Source organism: Pseudomonas sp. NPDC087612, from assembly GCF_044743505.1.
Lineage (GTDB): Bacteria > Pseudomonadota > Gammaproteobacteria > Pseudomonadales > Pseudomonadaceae > Aquipseudomonas.
In genome coordinates this window covers 245703-259402 of the sequence record NZ_JBIUWO010000001.1, presented here as the reverse complement: position 1 = coordinate 259402, position 13700 = coordinate 245703, and the positions used below count along the sequence as shown (strand labels likewise).

The window sequence follows — 13700 nt, the reverse complement described above, 5'->3', positions numbered from 1 at the left end:
GCCGCAAGCCTGAGAGGAAAGCACCATGAGTCATTTACTGGATCAACTGCGGTTCTTCAATCGCAAGCAGGGCGAGTTCGCCGACGGTCATGGCGAAACTCGCAAAGAGTCGCGCGACTGGGAGAACGTCTACCGTTCGCGCTGGCAGTACGACAAGATCGTGCGCTCCACCCACGGGGTCAACTGCACCGGCTCCTGCTCGTGGAAGATCTACGTGAAGAACGGCCTGATCACCTGGGAAACCCAGCAGACCGACTACCCGCGTACCCGCAACGACCTGCCCAACCACGAGCCGCGCGGCTGCCCGCGGGGTGCCAGCTACAGCTGGTACATCTACAGTGCCAACCGCCTGAAGTACCCGAAGATCCGCAAGCCGCTGCTCAAACTGTGGCGTGAGGCGCGCCAGAGCCTGGCGCCGGTCGAAGCCTGGGCCAGCATCGTCGAGAACCAGGCCAAGGCCGACAGCTACAAGAGCAAGCGCGGCATGGGCGGCTTCATTCGTTCCAGCTGGGATGAAGTCACCGAGATCATCGCCGCCGCCAACGTCTACACCATCAAGCAATACGGCCCCGACCGGGTGGTGGGCTTCTCGCCGATCCCGGCGATGTCGATGGTCAGCTACGCCGCCGGTGCCCGCTACCTGTCGCTGCTGGGCGGCACCTGTCTGAGCTTCTACGACTGGTACTGCGACCTGCCGCCGGCCTCGCCGATGGTCTGGGGCGAGCAGACCGACGTGCCGGAATCGGCCGACTGGTACAACTCCAACTACATCATCGCCTGGGGCTCCAACGTTCCGCAGACCCGCACCCCCGACGCGCATTTTTTTACCGAGGTGCGCTACAAAGGCACCAAGACCGTGGCCATCACCCCCGACTATTCGGAAGTGGCCAAGCTCACCGACCTGTGGCTCAACCCCAAGCAGGGTACCGACGCCGCCCTGGCCCAGGCCTTCAACCATGTGATCTTCAAGGAATTTCACCTCGACCGGCCCAGCGCCTACTTTACCGAGTACGCCAAGCGCTACACCGACCTGCCGGTGCTGGTGCTGCTCAAGCCGATGCTCGGCACCGCGCCGGGCAACGGCTATCAGCCGGACCGCTTCCTGCGCGCCTCGGACCTGGCAAACAACCTTGGCCAGGACAACAACCCCGAGTGGAAAACCATTGCCCTGGACGCCGACGGCGAGCTGGTCTCGCCCCAGGGTTCGATCGGCTACCGCTGGGGCGAGCAGGGCAAGTGGAACATCCTTGCCCGTGAAGGCGGCGAAGGCCGCGAGATCGACCTGACCCTGAGCCTGATCGGTGGCGACGTCGCCGAAGTGGCCTTCCCGTACTTTGCCGGCGAGAGCCACGAGCATTTCCAGCATGTCGCCGGCGACGCCGTGCAGTATCGCCGCGTGCCGGTGCGCAGCCTGACCCTGGCCGACGGCAGCCAGGTCAAGGTGGCCACGGTGTTCGACCTGTCGGCGGCCAACCTTGCCATCGACCGTGGCCTGGGCGGCGCCAATGTGGCCCGCGACTACGACGACGCCAGCGTGCCCGGCACCCCGGCCTGGCAGGAGCAGATCACCGGCGTCAGCCGCGAGAAAGCCATCCAGATCGCCCGCGAGTTTGCCGACAACGCCGACAAGACCCGTGGCCGCTCGATGATCATCGTCGGCGCGGCGATGAACCACTGGTACCACATGGACATGAACTACCGCGGGCTGATCAACATGCTCATGCTCTGCGGTTGCGTCGGCCAGACCGGCGGCGGCTGGGCCCACTACGTCGGCCAGGAAAAACTGCGTCCGCAGTGCGGCTGGCTGCCGCTGGCCTTCGGCCTGGACTGGAGCCGGCCGCCACGGCAGATGAACGGCACCAGTTTCTTCTACGCCCACAGCTCGCAATGGCGTCATGAGAAGATGAGCATGCACGACGTGCTCTCGCCGCTGGCCGACAAGCGCGAGTTCCCCGAACACGCCCTGGACTACAACATCCGCGCCGAACGCGCCGGCTGGCTGCCCAGTGCGCCGCAGCTCAACACCAACCCGCTGCACATCTGCCGCGACGCCGCCGCAGCCGGCATGGCGCCCAAGGACTACGTGGTCAAGGGCCTGCACGAAGGCAGCCTGCGCTTTGCCTGCGAGCAGCCGGACAACCCGGTCAACTTCCCGCGCAACATGTTCATCTGGCGGTCCAACCTGCTCGGCTCCTCGGGCAAGGGCCACGAGTACATGCTCAAGTACCTGCTCGGCACCCGCAACGGGGTGATGAACGAAGACATCGGCCAGGTCGGCGACTGCAAGCCGCAAGAGGCCGAATGGGTCGACGACGGCGCCATCGGCAAGCTCGACCTGGTGACTACCCTGGATTTTCGTATGTCTTCGACCTGCGTGTATTCCGACATCGTCCTGCCGACCGCAACCTGGTACGAGAAGGACGACATGAACACCTCGGACATGCACCCGTTCATCCACCCGCTGTCGGCGGCCATTGACCCGGCCTGGGAATCGCGCTCGGACTGGGAGATCTACAAGGGCATCGCCAAGGCCTTCTCGGCCATGGCCGAAGGGCACCTGGGCGTCGAGCAGGACCTGGTCACCGTGCCGCTGATGCATGACAGCGTCGGCGAGCTGGCCCAGCCGTTTGGCGGCACCGACTGGAAAACCGCCGGCGTCGCCCCGCAGCCGGGCAAGAACGCGCCGAACCTGCAGGTGGTCGAGCGCGACTACCCGAACATCTACAAGCAGTTCACCTCGCTTGGCCCGCTGCTGGAAAAACTCGGCAATGGCGGCAAGGGCATCAACTGGAACACCGATGAAGAAGTGAAGTTTCTCGGTGAGCTGAACTACCGCGAAGTCGAGGCAGGCATCAGCCAGGGCCGGCCGAAGATCGACACTGCCATCGACGCCGCCGAGGTGATTCTCTCGCTGGCCCCGGAAACCAATGGCCACGTGGCGGTCAAGGCCTGGGCGGCGCTGTCGCAGTTCACCGGCATCGACCACAGCCACCTGGCGCTGTCCAAGGCCCACGAAGCGATCCGCTTTCGCGACATTCAGGCGCAGCCGCGCAAGATCATCTCCAGCCCGACCTGGTCGGGGCTCGAGGACGATCACGTCAGCTATAACGCCGGCTACACCAACGTCCACGAGAACATCCCGTGGCGGACCATCACCGGCCGCCAGCAGTTCTACCAGGATCACCCGTGGATGCAGGCGTTCGGCGAGCAGTTGATGAGCTACCGGCCACCGGTCAACACCCGCACCATCGCCGGGGTAAAAGACAAGCGCAGCAACGGCGAGACCGAGATCGTCCTGAACTGGATCACCCCGCACCAGAAGTGGGGCATCCACAGCACCTACAGCGACAACCTGCTGATGCTCACCCTGAGCCGTGGCGGGCCGATCGTCTGGCTCTCGGAGATTGATGCGAAGAAGGCCGGCATCGAGGACAACGACTGGATCGAGTGCTTCAACGCCAACGGCGCGCTGACTGCGCGGGCGGTGGTCAGCCAACGGGTCAAGGAGGGCATGGTGATGATGTACCACGCCCAGGAACGGATCGTGAACGTGCCTGGCGCCGAGACCACCAAAACCCGCGGCGGCCACCACAACTCGGTCACTCGCGTGGTGCTCAAGCCGACCCACATGATCGGCGGCTACGCGCAACAGGCCTATGGCTTCAACTATTACGGCACGGTCGGCTGCAACCGCGACGAATTCGTCGTGGTGCGCAAGATGGCCAAGGTCGACTGGCTCGACGGCTCGCGCGGCGATGAGCTGCCCCGTCCGCTGCCGACCGAGATGGAATAAGGAGCACTGTCATGAAGATCCGTTCACAAATCGGCATGGTCCTCAACCTGGACAAATGCATCGGCTGCCACACCTGTTCGATCACCTGCAAGAACGTCTGGACCAGCCGCGAAGGCATGGAATACGCCTGGTTCAATAACGTTGAATCCAAGCCCGGGGTCGGCTACCCGAAAGAGTGGGAAAACCAGGACAAGTGGAAGGGCGGCTGGCAGCGCAACGCCAACGGCTCGATCAACCCGCGCATCGGCGGCAAGTTCCGGGTGCTGGCGAACATCTTCGCCAACCCCGATCTGCCGAGCCTGGACGACTACTACGAGCCGTTCGACTTCGACTACCAGCACCTGCACACCGCGCCCCTGGGCGAGCACCAGCCGACCGCGCGGCCGCGCTCGGTGGTGTCCGGCAAGCGCATGGAAAAGATCGAATGGGGGCCGAACTGGGAGGAGATCCTCGGCACCGAGTTCGCCAAGCGGCGCAAGGACAAGAACTTCGACCAGATCCAGGCCGACATCTACGGTGAGTACGAAAACACCTTCATGATGTACCTGCCGCGCCTGTGCGAGCACTGCCTCAATCCTGCGTGCGCGGCGTCCTGCCCGAGCGGGGCGATCTACAAGCGCGAAGAGGACGGCATCGTCCTTATCGACCAGGAAAAATGCCGCGGCTGGCGCATGTGCATCAGTGGCTGCCCGTACAAGAAGATCTACTTCAACTGGAAGAGCGGCAAATCCGAGAAGTGCATCTTCTGCTACCCGCGCATCGAAGCCGGCATGCCCACCGTGTGTGCCGAAACCTGCGTGGGCCGTATCCGCTACCTCGGCGTGCTGTTGTATGACGCCGACCGCATCGCGGAAGTGGCGAGCACCGCCAACGAGCACGACTTGTACGAGAAACAGCTGGAGATCTTCCTCGACCCCAACGACCCGGCGGTGATCCGCCAGGCCCTGGAGGACGGCGTACCGCAGTCGGTGATCGATGCCGCGCAACGCTCGCCGGTGTACAAGATGGCCGTCGACTGGCAGCTGGCGCTGCCGCTGCACCCGGAATACCGCACCTTGCCGATGGTCTGGTACGTGCCGCCGCTGTCGCCGATCCAGAACGCCGCAGCTGCCGGCACCGTGGGCATGAACGGGGTAATCCCGGACGTCGACAGCCTGCGTATCCCATTGCGCTACCTGGCCAACCTGCTCACCGCCGGTGACGAAAAGCCGGTCAAACGCGCCCTCAAGCGCCTGCTGGCCATGCGCGCTTACAAGCGTGCCGAGCAGGTCGAAGGCGTCCAGGACTTGCAGGTGCTGGAGGACGTCGGCTTGAGCGTCAACCAGGTCGAGGAGATGTACCGCTACCTGGCCATCGCCAACTACGAAGACCGTTACGTGGTACCGAGTGCCCACCGCGAAGAGGCCATGAGCGACGCCTTCGCCGAGCGCTCCGGTTGCGGCTTCAGCTTCGGCAGCGGTTGCAGCGGCAGCTCCGACACCAACCTGTTCGGGGCGAAGAAGGCCAACCGCCGCGACATCCTCAAAACCGTACAGCTGTGGGAGGAATGAGCATGCGCATCCTTAAAGTGATTTCGCTGCTGCTCGATTACCCGAACGAAGCCCTGGTGGCCGGCCGCGACGAGCTGGAGCAGGCGATCATCCAGGCGCGGGAAATCAGCCCGCGCCAGCGCGGCGCGCTGTTCGAGCTGCTGGAGCTGATCTGCAACAACGACCTGATGGATGGCCAGGAGCATTACGGCGCGTTGTTTGGCCGTGGCCGTTCGTTGTCGCTGCTGTTGTTCGAGCATGTGCATGGCGAGTCCCGCGACCGTGGCCAGGCCATGGTCGACATGCTCGCCCAGTACCAAGCGGCGGGCTTTGCCATTGGCGTCAAGGAGCTGCCGGACTACATCCCGCTGTACCTGGAATACCTGTCGACCCGCGAAGACCTCGAGGCCCGCGAGGGCCTGGCCGATGTCGCGCACCTGCTGGCGCTGCTTGCCGCACGCCTGGAGGAGCGCGAGAGCGCCTACGCCAGTTGTTTTCGCGCGTTGCTGCAGATTGCCGGCGCCGAGCCGCACCAGGCGGTGGCTGATTTGCGCGAGCAAGTCGCCGCCGAGCAACGCGATGATTCTCTCGAAGCCCTGGACAAGATCTGGGAAGAGGAGGCGGTGGACTTTCTCAAGGCCGAGCAGCAAGAGCGTTGCAGCTCACTGCCAAGCGCCCCGGGCAAGGCCCGGGAAGAAAGCGCGGTACCGCTGCACTGGGTCGATTTTCAGCATCAAGGCCAGGCCGCTGCGCCGGCCGGGGAGGTGGGTAATGTCTAAGTGGAACCTGTTGATGTTCGGGGTCTATCCCTATGTCGCCCTGGCGATCTGCTTGCTCGGCAGTTGGGCACGGTTTGACCTTTCGCAGTACAGCTGGAAGGCCGGCTCCAGCCAGATGCTCGACAAGCGCGGCATGCGCGTGGCGAGCAACCTGTTCCATGTCGGCGTGCTGTTCGTGTTGGCCGGGCACTTCGTCGGCCTGCTGACCCCGGCGTCGGTCTATCACCATGTGATCAGCACCGAGCACAAGCAGTTGCTGGCGATGGTCTCTGGTGGGTTCTTCGGCCTGCTGTGCCTGATCGGCCTGATCATGCTGCTGCACCGGCGCCTGACCGAGCCGCGGGTACGCGCCACCTCCAGCACCTCGGACATCCTGATTTTGCTGGTATTGCTCGCGCAACTGGTACTCGGCCTGCTGACCATCGTCGCCTCCACCGGCCATATGGACGGCTCGGTGATGGTCATGCTCGCCGACTGGGCGCAGAACACAGTGCTGCTGCGTCCGGTTGAAGCGGCGGCGGCAATTGCCCCGGTGAGCCTGGTGTACAAGCTGCACGTGCTGCTGGGCCTGACCCTGTTCGTGCTGTTCCCCTTCACCCGCCTGGTGCACATCGTCAGCGCGCCGGTGTGGTACCTGGGCCGGCGCTATCAAATTGTCCGGCAGAAAGCCTGAGGAGGTCGCCATGACGCACGCAAGCGAAGCGCAACTGATTGCCAGCAGTGAACAGCAGTGGCCGGTCATCAGCGTCAATGACGTGGTCATCAGCCAGCAGGCCCTGGCCCAGGAGCTGCAATACCACCCGGCCAGCGATCGCGAGGAGGCCGTGTACATGGCCGCCCGCGCCCTGGTGATCCGCGAGCTGATGCAGCAGCGGGTCGCCGAACTGGGGCTGGCGCTGCAGGTGGGCGCCGGCGAGAACCAGGAGGAAGCGGCCACGCGGTTACTGCTGGAGCGCGAAGTGCAGGTGCCCAGCTGTGACGAAGCCACCTGCCTGCGCTACTACCACAGCAACCGCGGGCGCTTTCACAGCGCGCCGCTGCTCGCGGTGCGGCACATCCTGCTCGAATGCGCGCCGGACGATGCCGAGGCGCGCAGCCTGGCCCTGGTGCAGGCCGAGATCCTCCACGAGCGGCTGTTGCAGTTCCCCGAGCAGTTCGCCGAGCTTGCGCAAAAGTACTCGGCCTGCCCGTCGAAGGCCCAGGGGGGGGAGCTGGGGCAGATCAGCAAGGGCCAGACGGTGCCGGAGCTTGAGCGCCAGCTGTTCACCCTGGCGCCGGGCCTCGCGCTCAAGCCGCTGGAAAGCCGCTACGGCTGGCACCTGGTCAGTGTCGACCAGCGCATCGAAGGCCAGGCCTTGCCCTACGAGGCAGTGGCCACGGCGATCCGCACCCAGTTGCAGCAGGGCGTGTGGCAAAAGGCGCTGGTGCAGTACCTGCAAACCCTGATCGGCGCCGCCGATATTCGTGGCATCCGCCTGCAGGGCGCCGATTCACCGCTGGTGCAATAAGGGGACGCTGATGAGCACTGTGATGCAGGACGGCTTCGGGCGGCAGATCGATTACCTGCGCATGTCGGTGACCGATCGTTGTGATTTTCGCTGTGTGTACTGCATGGCCAAACACATGACCTTCTTGCCGCGCCAGCAGGTGCTGACCCTCGAAGAGTTGCGGCGCCTGGCCACGCTGTTCGTCGGCCAGGGCGTGGGCAAGATCCGCCTGACCGGCGGCGAGCCGCTGATTCGCCCGGGTATCGTCGAGCTGTGCCGTGACATTGCCGCCTTGCCCGGCCTGCGTGAACTGGTGATGACCAGCAATGGCTCGCAGCTGCAGCGCCTGGCCCGGCCGCTGGTAGAGGCCGGGGTCAAGCGCATCAACATCAGCCTCGACAGCCTCGATGGCCAGCGCTTTCGGGCAATTACCCGCACGGGCGATCTGGATCAGGTGCTGCGCGGCATCGAGGCGGCGCGCGAGGCCGGTTTCGAAGGCATCAAGCTCAATTGCGTGGTGATGAAGGGGCGCAACTTCGATGAGGTGTTGGCGCTGCTGCAGTACGCCATCGACCAGCGCATCGACATCACCTTCATCGAGGAAATGCCCTTGGGCGAGGTCGGCCGTGCGCGCGCTGAGTCGTTTTGCGCCAGCGACGAGGTACGGGCGCTGATTGCCAGCCGCCACGCTTTGCTCGACAGCGCCGAGCACAGCGGCGGGCCGGCGCGCTATGTGCGCCTGGCCCGGCACCCGGCAACGCGCATCGGTTTTATCTCGCCCAACAGCCACAACTTCTGCGCCAGCTGCAACCGGGTGCGGATGACCGTGGAAGGGCGCTTGCTGCTGTGCCTGGGGCAAGAGGATTCGCTGGATCTGCGCGGCTTGTTGCGGCGCTATCCGCTGGATGACCAGCCGATTGTCAGCGCGCTGCAACAGGCGTTGCGCCGCAAGCCGTTGCGCCATGAGTTCGATGCGCAGGGTGAGGTGCAGATGTTGCGCTTCATGAACATGAGCGGCGGGTGAGGCTGGCTGTTCTGGCCTCATCGCTGGCAAGCCAGCTCCCACAGGGACTGTGTACACCGAACTTTGTGGGAGCTGGCTTGCCAGCGATGGCTGCGCAGCAGCCCAGGCTGATTGCACAACCTGGCAACCTTGATATCGATCAATTTCTTTCATCCGCTTTACCCGTAGCCTGCACTGCATATTGTGTTTTCAAATCAATAAACATCTATATGTAGTGTCCGGAGGGAAAATGCACAGCACGCTGATCAGGGTGGGGCACAAGCGGTTGCACAAGCGCGATGGCAGCCAGGTGGCCTTCGACGCCGACAAGATCCGCCAGGCGTTGATCGCCGCCGGCAAGGCCACTGGCGAATATGCCGAAGCCGAGGCTGAGGGCTTGCTCGACGCGGTATTGGCGCATCTGCAGGGCTATTCGAAACTGCACGTCGAGCAGGTCCAGGACCGGGTCGAACGGGTGCTGATGGACGCCGGGCATTTCCTTTCGCTACGCGCCTATATCGTCTACCGCGAACAGCACGGACGCCTGCGCCGTGACCGCAAGACCCTGGTCGAAGTAGCCACCTCGATGAACGAATACCTCAACCGCGAAGACTGGCGGGTGCAGGCCAACGCCAACCAGGGTTACTCCCTTGGCGGCCTGGTGCTCAACGTTTCCGGCAAGGTCACTGCCAACTACTGGCTCGACGAGGTCTACAGCGAAGCCATCGGCCGCGCCCACCGCGAGGCCGACCTGCATATCCACGACCTCGACATGCTCGCCGGCTACTGCGCCGGCTGGTCGCTGCGCAGCCTGCTGCACGAGGGCCTCAATGGCGTGCCCGGGCGTGTCGAGGCCGGCCCGCCCCAACACCTGAGCAGCGCCCTGGGGCAGATGGTCAACTTTCTCGGCACCCTGCAGAACGAGTGGGCCGGGGCCCAGGCCTTCAGCTCCTTCGACACTTACCTGGCGCCCTACGTGCGCAAGGACCGGCTGAGCTATGAAGAGGTGCGCCAGGCCCTCCAGGAGTTCATCTACAACCTCAATGTGCCGTCGCGCTGGGGCACGCAAACGCCGTTTACCAACCTGACCTTCGACTGGGTCTGCCCGCAGGACCTGCGCGAGCAGATCCCGGTGATCGGCGGTGAAGAAATGCCCTTTGCCTACGGCGAGCTGCAAGCGGAGATGGACCTGCTCAACCGTGCCTACATCGAAGTGATGCAGGCCGGCGACGCCAAGGGCCGGGTATTCACTTTCCCGATCCCGACCTACAACATCACCCACGACTTTCCCTGGGACAGCGACAACGCCGAGCGCCTGTTCGCCATGACCGCGCGCTATGGCCTGCCGTACTTCCAGAACTTCCTCAACTCGGACATGCAGCCCAACCAGGTGCGCTCGATGTGCTGTCGCCTGCAACTGGATGTGCGCGAACTGCTCAAACGTGGCGGCGGCCTGTTCGGCTCGGCCGAGCAGACCGGCTCGCTGGGGGTGGTGACCATCAACTGCGCGCGCCTGGGCTACCTGTACAAGGGCGACATCAGCGGCCTGTTGCAGCGTCTGGATGCGCTGATGGAGCTGGCCATGGAGAGCCTGGAGGTCAAGCGTAAGGTGATCCAGCACCACATGGATGCGGGCTTGTACCCCTATACCAAGCGCTACCTGGGCACCCTGCGCAATCACTTCTCGACCATCGGCGTCAACGGCCTGCATGAGATGCTGCGCAACTTCAGCGACGAGCAGATGGGCCTGCACACCGCCCAGGGCCGGCGCTTCGCCCTGAACCTGCTGGACCATGTGCGCGCCACCCTGGTGCGCTTTCAGGAAGAAACCGGCCACCTGTACAACCTCGAAGCCACCCCGGCCGAGGGCACCACCTACCGCTTCGCCAAGGAAGACCTCAAGCGCTTCCCCGACATCCTCCAGGCCGGCTGCAGCCAGGCGCCGTACTACACCAACTCCTCGCAACTGCCGGTGGGCTATACCGACGATCCGTTCGAGGCCCTGGAACTGCAGGACGAGCTGCAATGCAAGTACACCGGCGGCACCGTGCTGCACCTGTACATGGCCGAGCGGATCTCCTCGGCCCAGGCCTGCAAGCAACTGGTGCGCAGGGCCCTGGAGCGCTTCCGGCTGCCGTACCTGACCATCACCCCGACGTTTTCCATTTGCCCGGTGCATGGCTACCTGGATGGCGAACACGAGTTCTGCCCCAAGTGCGACGAAGCGCTGCTGCTGGCCCAGCAGCAGGGCAGCGTGCATTGACCCGTTTTACCCTCAACAGCAAGGAGCTTCATCATGACTGCACAGCAAACCCTGCCGACGGCGAAACGCCAACGGTGCGAAGTCTGGACCCGGGTCATGGGCTATCACCGCCCGGTGTCGGCGTTCAACCCCGGCAAACAGTCCGAGCACCACGAGCGGCTGCACTTCAATGAGGGCGCGGCAACGGCCGGGCATCCATGAGCCGAGCGCTGCGGGTCGGGGGCATGGTGCCCCTGACCACCCTCGATTACCCCGGCAAGCTCGCCTGTGTGCTGTTCTGCCAGGGCTGCGCCTGGCGCTGCCGTTACTGCCACAACCCGCAACTGATCCCGCCCCGGGGCCGTGATGAACTGCCCTGGGCGCAGGTACTGGCGTTTTTGCAGCGTCGCCGCGGCCTGCTCGATGCCGTGGTGTTCAGCGGCGGTGAGGCAACCTTGCAGGACAGCCTGCCCGAGGCCATGGCCCAGGTGCGGGCCATGGGTTTTGCCATCGGCCTGCACAGTGCCGGGATCAAGCCCGAGGCGTTTGCCCGGGCATTGCCTGGGGCCGACTGGGTCGGCTTTGACGTCAAGGCGCTGGCCGAAGACTGCCAGTTGGTTACCGGCGTGCGCGGCAGTGGCCAGGCCAACTGGCGCAGCCTGGATTACTTGCTGGCCAGCGGCGTCGACTACGAATGCCGCACCACGGTGCACTGGCACCTGATCGATCCACCGCGACTCCTCACCCTGGCCCGGCGCTTGAATGCGCTTGGGGTCCAACGCTTCGTCGTGCAGCGGGTACGCACGGCACGCATGCTCGACCCGCAGCTGCCCGGTGCTTCGGCACACAGATTGCTACCCGAGCTGTGGGACACCCTCCACACGCTGTTTCCCGCGTTTGAAGTACGCGACTAGTAAGGCTTTGAAATGACCAGATTGACCACAGCACAACGTATCCTCATTGGTTTTGCCATCGCGCCCCTGGCGCTTCTGGGCCTGGCCTTTTATGCATTGCATGACCTGGCCACGCTCAAAGAGCAGGCGGTGGTGATCGTCAAACAGGACTGGCCGAAGATCGAACCGATCATGGTCATCGCCACCGGGGTGCGCGACAACGCACGCAACACCCGCGACCTGTTGCTCGACAAGGACAACCTGCAGGTGCAGCAGGCCATCGACACCACCAAGCAGCGCATCAGCCAGGCCCTGGCAACGCTTGAGCCGCTGTTCTACCTGCCCGAGGGCAAGGCCGCCTACGCGGCGCTGAAAGCCAGCCGCGAAACCTATGTCGCGGCGTTTACCCAGGTACAGACACTGATCCGCCAGGGTGACGCGCAGGCGGCAATGACCCAGCTCAAGCAAAACGTGGTACCCGCCGAGCACGAGGTATACCAGCACCTGGAAAGCCTGATGGCCTTGCAGGGGCAGATCTTCGTCGAGCGCGAACAGGCTGCCCAGGCCCTGTACAACGACGCCCGGCTGAACATGCTCGGCCTGGTCGTGCTGTGCCTGTTGGCGGTGATCGCCGCTGCGCTGCTGGTGACCCGCAGCGTCACCCGGCCGCTGGGCGGCGAGCCGGATACCGCCGCACGGGTGCTCAGCCGGATCGCCGAGGGCGACCTGACCATCGCCGTGCCGACCCATGGCAGTGCCGACGGCAGCGTGATGCTTAACATGCAGCAGATGCAGCAGAGCCTGAACAGCATGGTCAAGCACATCGCAGCTTCGGTGGAGCGCGTCGCCAGTTCTTCCGAGGAACTCAGCGCGGTCAGCAGCCAGACCAGCAGCAGCCTGCAGCTGCAGGGCCTGGAAATCGAACAGGCAGCAGCCGCGGTCAACGAGATGACCGCCGCGGTGGACGAAGTAGCGCGCAATGCGGTGAGTACCAGCGAAGCCTCGAAGGTCTCCGAACAAACCGCCCAGCGTGGCCGTGAACAGGTACGCGAGACGGTCGCCTCGATCAGCACCCTGGCCGACGGCGTCAGCGATACCTCCGCGCGCATCCAGCAACTGGCCGGGCGTGTGCAGGACATCAGCACGGTGCTGGATGTGATCCGCAGCATCGCCGAACAGACCAACCTGCTGGCGCTCAACGCCGCCATCGAAGCAGCCCGCGCCGGTGATGCCGGGCGCGGCTTTGCCGTGGTCGCCGACGAGGTGCGGGCCCTGGCCCATCGTACCCAGGTGTCGACCCAGGAGATCGAGCAGATGATCGGCAACATCCGGCAGGACACCAGCGAAGCGGTGACCGCCATGCTCAGCAGCAGCGAGCTGGTGCACACCACCCTGGATGTGGCCCAGCGTGCCGGCGAAGCACTGGAGGCGATCACCCAGTCGATTTCGCAGATCAACGAGCGCAACCTGATGATCGCCAGCGCCACCGAAGAGCAGGCCCTGGTAGCCCGCGAGGTGGACCGCAACCTGGTGGGCATTCGCAACCTGTCCGAACAGGTGCTGCTGGGGGCGCAACACACCGACAGCGCCGGCCAGGACCTGGCGCAGATGGCCGGCAGCCTGAGCCAGACCGTGGCGCGCTTCAAGGTTTGATGCCCGTCTGGATCAGCGCCCTTGATCTGTATCAAGGGCAAGCCCGGCACTGGGCGCTAGCGTGAACGCTCGCCCATTGCCGCCTGAGGCACTTCATGGCCAAGCCCTTTCCTGTCAGCCCCAAGCACCCCGAGCGCATCTGCTGGGGCTGTGACCGCTACTGCGCGGCCAATGCCCTGGCTTGCGGCAACGGCGCCGACCGTACCATGCACCCGGCAGAAATGTTCGGTGACGACTGGAACGAGCAGGGTGACTACGGGTTGGCGTCGCCGGCCGACAACGAAGGCGCAGCGCAGCGGGCCACACTACTTAAATAGCACC

Annotated in this window: 9 protein-coding genes and 1 pseudogene; all 10 read left to right on the top strand. The window is 64.5% G+C overall.

From position 1 onward, the window contains the following. Positions 1–25 precede the first annotated feature (25 nt). Positions 26–3793 carry a nitrate reductase subunit alpha gene (locus tag ACIOVF_RS01050; protein WP_401286714.1) on the top strand — a complete coding sequence of 1256 codons (3768 nt, stop codon included), beginning with the start codon at positions 26–28 and terminating at the stop codon, positions 3791–3793. An 11-nt stretch (positions 3794–3804) separates the two neighbouring features. Then, positions 3805–5343 (top strand): nitrate reductase subunit beta, encoded by a 1539-nt coding sequence (narH, locus tag ACIOVF_RS01045; RefSeq protein ID WP_401286711.1) that lies wholly within the window; start codon positions 3805–3807, stop codon positions 5341–5343. A gap of 2 nt (positions 5344–5345) precedes the next feature. Then, positions 5346–6101, top strand: a complete 756-nt coding sequence (gene narJ, locus ACIOVF_RS01040; protein WP_045198015.1) for a nitrate reductase molybdenum cofactor assembly chaperone — start codon at positions 5346–5348, stop codon at positions 6099–6101. Next, positions 6094–6774, top strand: a complete 681-nt coding sequence (narI, locus tag ACIOVF_RS01035) for a respiratory nitrate reductase subunit gamma (RefSeq protein ID WP_401286708.1) — start codon at positions 6094–6096, stop codon at positions 6772–6774. The genes narJ and narI overlap by 8 nt, the downstream gene beginning before the upstream one ends. A 10-nt stretch (positions 6775–6784) precedes the next feature. Further along, positions 6785–7609, top strand: coding sequence for a peptidylprolyl isomerase (locus tag ACIOVF_RS01030; protein ID WP_401286705.1), 825 nt, complete (start codon positions 6785–6787; stop codon positions 7607–7609). 10 nt (positions 7610–7619) lie between these two features. Next, positions 7620–8612, top strand: a complete 993-nt coding sequence (gene moaA / locus ACIOVF_RS01025; protein ID WP_401286702.1) for a GTP 3',8-cyclase MoaA — start codon at positions 7620–7622, stop codon at positions 8610–8612. Between the two features lie 229 nt (positions 8613–8841). Then, positions 8842–11055, top strand: a pseudogene (locus tag ACIOVF_RS01020) (ribonucleoside triphosphate reductase). After that, positions 11052–11747: an anaerobic ribonucleoside-triphosphate reductase activating protein gene (locus ACIOVF_RS01015; protein WP_401286699.1), complete on the top strand. Its 696-nt coding sequence runs from the start codon at positions 11052–11054 to the stop codon at positions 11745–11747. Before ACIOVF_RS01020 ends, ACIOVF_RS01015 begins: the two are co-directional and overlap by 4 nt. A 12-nt stretch (positions 11748–11759) precedes the next feature. Next, positions 11760–13379 (top strand): methyl-accepting chemotaxis protein, encoded by a 1620-nt coding sequence (locus ACIOVF_RS01010; RefSeq protein ID WP_401286696.1) that lies wholly within the window; start codon positions 11760–11762, stop codon positions 13377–13379. Positions 13380–13474: 95 nt separating this feature from the next. Continuing rightward, on the top strand, positions 13475–13696 hold the full coding sequence (locus tag ACIOVF_RS01005; RefSeq protein ID WP_258593742.1) for a DUF3079 domain-containing protein: 222 nt from the start codon (positions 13475–13477) through the stop codon (positions 13694–13696). Positions 13697–13700 lie beyond the last annotated feature (4 nt).

Excerpts from the sequence above, each read along its gene's own strand:
- ACIOVF_RS01050 (WP_401286714.1), top strand. The coding sequence starts at position 26 with ATGAGTCATTTACTGGATCAACTGCGGTTCTTCAATCGCAAGCAGGGC.
- narH (WP_401286711.1), top strand. The coding sequence starts at position 3,805 with ATGAAGATCCGTTCACAAATCGGCATGGTCCTCAACCTGGACAAATGC.
- narJ (WP_045198015.1), top strand. The coding sequence starts at position 5,346 with ATGCGCATCCTTAAAGTGATTTCGCTGCTGCTCGATTACCCGAACGAA.
- narI (WP_401286708.1), top strand. The coding sequence starts at position 6,094 with ATGTCTAAGTGGAACCTGTTGATGTTCGGGGTCTATCCCTATGTCGCC.
- ACIOVF_RS01030 (WP_401286705.1), top strand. The coding sequence starts at position 6,785 with ATGACGCACGCAAGCGAAGCGCAACTGATTGCCAGCAGTGAACAGCAG.
- moaA (WP_401286702.1), top strand. The coding sequence starts at position 7,620 with ATGAGCACTGTGATGCAGGACGGCTTCGGGCGGCAGATCGATTACCTG.
- ACIOVF_RS01015 (WP_401286699.1), top strand. The coding sequence starts at position 11,052 with ATGAGCCGAGCGCTGCGGGTCGGGGGCATGGTGCCCCTGACCACCCTC.
- ACIOVF_RS01010 (WP_401286696.1), top strand. The coding sequence starts at position 11,760 with ATGACCAGATTGACCACAGCACAACGTATCCTCATTGGTTTTGCCATC.
- ACIOVF_RS01005 (WP_258593742.1), top strand. The coding sequence starts at position 13,475 with ATGGCCAAGCCCTTTCCTGTCAGCCCCAAGCACCCCGAGCGCATCTGC.